The organism is Halothiobacillus sp., assembly GCF_027346185.1.
GTDB lineage: Bacteria > Pseudomonadota > Gammaproteobacteria > Halothiobacillales > Halothiobacillaceae > Halothiobacillus.
This window is the reverse complement of record NZ_DAIESY010000025.1, coordinates 1-4180: the sequence shown is the minus strand read 5'-3', so window position 1 is coordinate 4180 and position 4180 is coordinate 1. Positions and strand designations below refer to the sequence as shown.

At 57.2% G+C, this 4180-nt stretch carries 9 protein-coding genes; 6 read left to right on the top strand and 3 right to left on the bottom strand.

All coding sequences use genetic code 11. From position 1 onward, the window contains the following. Window positions 1-25: 25 nt before the first annotated feature. On the bottom strand, window positions 26-316 hold the full coding sequence (locus M7R55_RS01855; RefSeq protein WP_298217970.1) for a DUF4160 domain-containing protein: 291 nt from the start codon (window positions 314-316) through the stop codon (window positions 26-28). 136 nt (window positions 317-452) lie between these two features. Between M7R55_RS01855 and M7R55_RS01850 the strand changes: the two genes are divergently transcribed. The 4 genes from M7R55_RS01850 to M7R55_RS01835 all read left to right on the top strand — a co-directional run bounded on the left by M7R55_RS01850 (window position 453) and on the right by M7R55_RS01835 (window position 2631). Further along, window positions 453-674, top strand: coding sequence for an antitoxin MazE family protein (locus M7R55_RS01850; RefSeq protein WP_298217968.1), 222 nt, complete (start codon window positions 453-455; stop codon window positions 672-674). Then, window positions 671-997, top strand: a complete 327-nt coding sequence (locus tag M7R55_RS01845; RefSeq protein WP_298217966.1) for a type II toxin-antitoxin system PemK/MazF family toxin — start codon at window positions 671-673, stop codon at window positions 995-997. The genes M7R55_RS01850 and M7R55_RS01845 overlap by 4 nt, the downstream gene beginning before the upstream one ends. Window positions 998-1937: 940 nt before the next feature. Continuing rightward, on the top strand, window positions 1938-2315 hold the full coding sequence (locus M7R55_RS01840) for a type II toxin-antitoxin system RelE/ParE family toxin (RefSeq protein ID WP_298217964.1): 378 nt from the start codon (window positions 1938-1940) through the stop codon (window positions 2313-2315). Further along, on the top strand, window positions 2296-2631 hold the full coding sequence (locus M7R55_RS01835) for a helix-turn-helix transcriptional regulator (protein WP_298217962.1): 336 nt from the start codon (window positions 2296-2298) through the stop codon (window positions 2629-2631). Before M7R55_RS01840 ends, M7R55_RS01835 begins: the two co-directional genes overlap by 20 nt. 26 nt (window positions 2632-2657) lie before the next feature. On the opposite strand, the gene M7R55_RS01830 is transcribed toward M7R55_RS01835, so the two are convergent. Further along, on the bottom strand, window positions 2658-2942 hold the full coding sequence (locus M7R55_RS01830; RefSeq protein WP_298217961.1) for a hypothetical protein: 285 nt from the start codon (window positions 2940-2942) through the stop codon (window positions 2658-2660). Here M7R55_RS01830 and M7R55_RS01825 point away from each other — a divergent pair. Both M7R55_RS01825 and M7R55_RS01820 read left to right on the top strand, forming a co-directional pair. Next, window positions 2941-3267 (top strand): hypothetical protein, encoded by a 327-nt coding sequence (locus M7R55_RS01825; RefSeq protein ID WP_298217959.1) that lies wholly within the window; start codon window positions 2941-2943, stop codon window positions 3265-3267. The genes M7R55_RS01830 and M7R55_RS01825 overlap by 2 nt on opposite strands. After that, entirely contained in the window at window positions 3264-3635 is a 372-nt protein-coding gene (locus M7R55_RS01820) for a hypothetical protein (RefSeq protein WP_298217958.1), read from the top strand. The genes M7R55_RS01825 and M7R55_RS01820 overlap by 4 nt, the downstream gene beginning before the upstream one ends. A 259-nt stretch (window positions 3636-3894) precedes the next feature. On the opposite strand, the gene M7R55_RS01815 is transcribed toward M7R55_RS01820, so the two are convergent. Beyond that, a partial coding sequence (locus tag M7R55_RS01815; protein ID WP_298217955.1) for a transposase occupies window positions 3895-4180 on the bottom strand: 286 nt, incomplete at its 5' end.

The window sequence follows — 4180 nt, the reverse complement described above, 5'->3', positions numbered from 1 at the left end:
CATCTCGCCCTCAAAGCGCACTGCCTTAGCCAAAGAACTCATGCCACGCCTCCTCGATCTCCCGCTGCCGTTCCACCACGATCCCTGCCAACAGGCCCTGTTCCTGACCATTCAATCCATAACTTTCCGCCAGACACACCTCCGGGTACAGCCAAAACTTGGCCACTGCCGACCCCTTGCGCACATGAACGTGCGTAGCCTCCCGAGGATTCCCCTCGTTGGAGTAGAAAAAGAAGGCGTACCCCTGTGCGCGAAAGACAACGGGCATGATGAAGGTGATTTCCGTAACGACACTTACTTGCAAAGTGTAGCTCATCTTCACAACATCCACAGCCATCCAGAAAGGAATTGCCCCCGAAAACTTCACATAACGCCCAATTCACGCAGAGAAGTTGACAGCCTTGCCCCGCACTTGTATACATGATTAATTACATGTAACCATTGAGGACAGCATGTCCAAGACCTTATCCAGTGCAGAAAAAGTACAGCACTATCGCCAAGGGTTGCGGGCGGCCGGGATGAAGCCCGTTCAGTTTTGGGCCCCGGATCCACGTGCGCCGCACTTTGCCGAAGCGATCGAGCGCCAATGCCAGGCGATTAATGCCAGCGCCAAAGAACAGGAGATCCTCGATTTTTGTGATGCTGCCGCAGCGGATATCGAAGGCTGGGTGTGAAGCGGGGGGATCTGGTGACGGTTTCACTTCCTGGGGATTACGGAAAACCTCGACCAGCCATTATTGTTCAGTCCAATCTGCTGAGCACCCTGGATAGCGTGCTGGTATGCCCGGTAACCACGGTCATCGTGGATGCGTCGGCGGTGAGGATCACCATAGAGCCATCTCCAACGAATGGTCTGCAGCACCTGTCCCAAATCATGGTAGACAAAATCACCGCTCTTCGTAGGGACAGGGTGGGCACGCTCTTTGGTCATCTGACGGCGCGTCAAATGACTTCCGTAAACCGGGCCCTCCTTTTGGTCGTCGGCCTGGTGGAATAGCAAACCTGCCGAGGAGCGCCGAACCATGGACTTGGTGGTTTACCCAGCATAGAAAGATAGACGGGTTGATGAACACTCCGGCCTGCCGGATTGAGGCCGAAAGCGTCCAGAAACAGGATGTCGAGTGAACCTTTGTGCGGGGCCGCTGACAAGATATTACCGCTGGCCATTCACCCGTGAACAGCCACAAAAACACCTGACCCCCTTTGTTTACTGACTCGCAGGAAGCTTATCGTACGATTTTTTCCGTTTTCTCAAGGGACACATCCCAGGACCCTACCAGTGAAGACCACAGACCACATCCACAGTGCGTCGCCAAGGCCTCAAATTTGCCCTACAGCGCACGCAAGGCGCCTTGGCAATGGAAATCTACCCCTGGCTATCAAAAACCGATTCTTGGCCAGTTTCGACGTCTTTCCTTCGCTCTCATGTTGGGGGATGTTGCTGGGGTCCCCTCAGAATTCGGAATTTAAAGCACGTTAAGCTCCATCTGGCGCCAGCAAGCACCTGTGTTTGCTGGCTGTAGCATTTGGCTTCCCTGACAACAGCCGTTACGGGGCATCTCGGTTCCAACATCACAACTTTCACCGCGCTACTGCGACCGAAAACGATGTGCGAATGGTGGCACGTGTCCAGAATGCTGTTTCCATTACATTCGTACACGGTTCTAGCACCCATCCGAAATTGAGCCGTTTCGGACAGTTTCACGCTGAATACGCTCTCATGGCGCTAACGTGCTTTAAATTCCGAATTCTGAGGGGACCCCAAATAGGTTTCCGTATGGTAGCGCGTGGCGACATAGTTTTCCGCACAATTTTGAGGCCACCAGGAGTTTGGTACACAGGGCTGTTGCAGGTATGTCGCAAAACACTTGTTTAGCGACACCTGCTTTGCGCCTGTCGTGCTTGCCGTATTACCTGAACAGGTATAAACTGCCGTCATGGGCGAAAAAGAAAAACCGCTCGAATGGATCGCGAGCAGCTACAAGGATCTGATGGCGTTGCCGCCCGACGTGCGCCGGCGTTTCGGTTACGCGCTATCACTGGCGCAGATGGGCGACCAGGATGACGCGGCGAAGGTGCTCAAGGGCTTCGGCGGTGCCGGCGTGCTTGAGGTTGTCGAGGACGACGCCGGCGGCACGTACCGCGCGGTCTACACGGTGAAGTTCGCGGAAGCGGTATTCGTCCTGCACTGCTTCCAGAAGAAGAGCAAGAGCGGGATCGCCACGCCGAAGGCAGACATGGACATCATCCGCGCTCGGCTGAAAGTGGCTGAGGCATTGGCACAGGAGCTACGAAATGCAAAAACGAATCATTGAAGGCGTCGAGGTTCAGCGCAGCTCGGGCAACGTCTACGCCGACCTTGGCCTGCCCGACGCCGAAAAGCTCAAGATCAAAACCGGCCTGGTGATCGAAATCAGGAAGGCGATGTGTGCCCTTGGACTGACGCAACAAGCAGCGGCCAAGCGCATGGGCATCCCGCAACCAAAGGTATCGGGCATGATGCATGGTGACTTCACCAACCTGTCCGAGCGTAAGCTGATGGATTGCCTGAATCGCCTCGGCTACGACATCGAAATCAAGGTGCGGCCGGCGGCCGAGCCGGTCGGGCATCTGACGCTCGCAACTGCTTGACCAGGAGCACACGATGGCAGCCCGCATCACCGACGACGAAGGGGACAAGCTGTCCCCGGAGAATTTCGAGACGCATCCGCTGGATTGAGCACCTGACGGAAGCTGGCAAGGCCATCAAGCTCGCCGGAGGTGGCTACCCGAATCGCTACACCGCCCGCGCTGGCGATGTGCTGCCGCTGATCGAGGGCGGCGGCATCCAGCCGCCCAAAGATGGCGTCTGGATTTTCGGTTTCGATGAAGGCGAGGAATACGCCCAACCGCCCGGCTGGATGGGTCCAGTCCTGAATATTTCGAGGGAACACTGAAATCATGAGCCGCAGCCGCCGAAAAACGCCCATCGTCGGACATACGACCTGCCGCAGCGAGCGCGATGACAAGAAACTGTGGCATCAGCGCTGGCGAACCCGCGAGCGCACCGCGCTGGCCAGCGCGTCGCCGGATGCCCTGAGCGCCCATCTGCCCCTGCTGGAAAACCAAGTCAGCAGCGTCTGGTCGATGGGCAAGGATGGCCGTTCCTACTGGCCCGTCAAGCGCCAGGCCGCCACGGCGGATCGCATCGCCAATCACAAGGGACGCAATCCGCAAGAACGCGCCTCCCTGAAAAAGCGCCTGCTGCGCAAATGGATGAGCAAATGACCGCGCCCAACATTAAGGCGCTCGCCAGCGCCTGGGCGAGTATCGCCGAGGAAGTGGAATTCCCCGCCGACTACGAAGGCACGGCTTCATCAGAGGCGCATCGGGCCAGCGACGCCATCCAGGAGCGGATTCGGGAGCACATCGTCACCACCAAGGACATGCGCCTGTTCGGCCTGCTGCACCCGCTGGGTCAGGCGTCGCTGCGCATGGAGCAAGTGCTGTGGCCGGAAGAATACGAGCGGATGACCCGTGAGGTCGAGGAAGCCCTGCGGGAAGCCGACGACCCCAACGCCAAGTCCTACACCCACGAAGAAGTCATGCAGGCGATGCAGGAACGCATCGACCGGGCGCGAGATAAGCCACGGTGATCGGCTGACGGAATTTTCGGCGGTTGCGGCTTACATCTCCATGATGGCGGCTGGTGACACGACTGCTTGTTCTACCCCAACCTGTGAAGGCCGCTCCCCAGCACGCCGTAAAGGCCTCAAATTTGCCCTACAGTGCATGCGATGCTCCCTGGCACGGGGAATTCTACCTCAAGGCATCAAAAACGGATTCTGGGCCGTTTTCGCCCCCTTCCTTTCATTGGGAGCTATAGTCTAGTGTATGAGCATTTACTGACATAGCTTAGGCGGCGTCCTGTTGGTCCCCCGGCAGGGTTTCATTAGCCGGTAATCCATCGATGAATTTTACCCCCGCAAACAGATCGCGTACTTTCTCCGGATGGAAAATGGCGATCCAGCGCTTTTCGGCCTGCTGCAGCATCTTGAAGCCCAATCCAATGAAGCTGTTGCGCGATACACAATTTTTGGTGCGCGACGTCCGGTGGCGCACAGTGGCAAAGGTCGACTCAATGGCATTGGTGGTGCGGATGTGTCGCCAATGTTCGGCCGGATAATCATAGAAAGCCAGC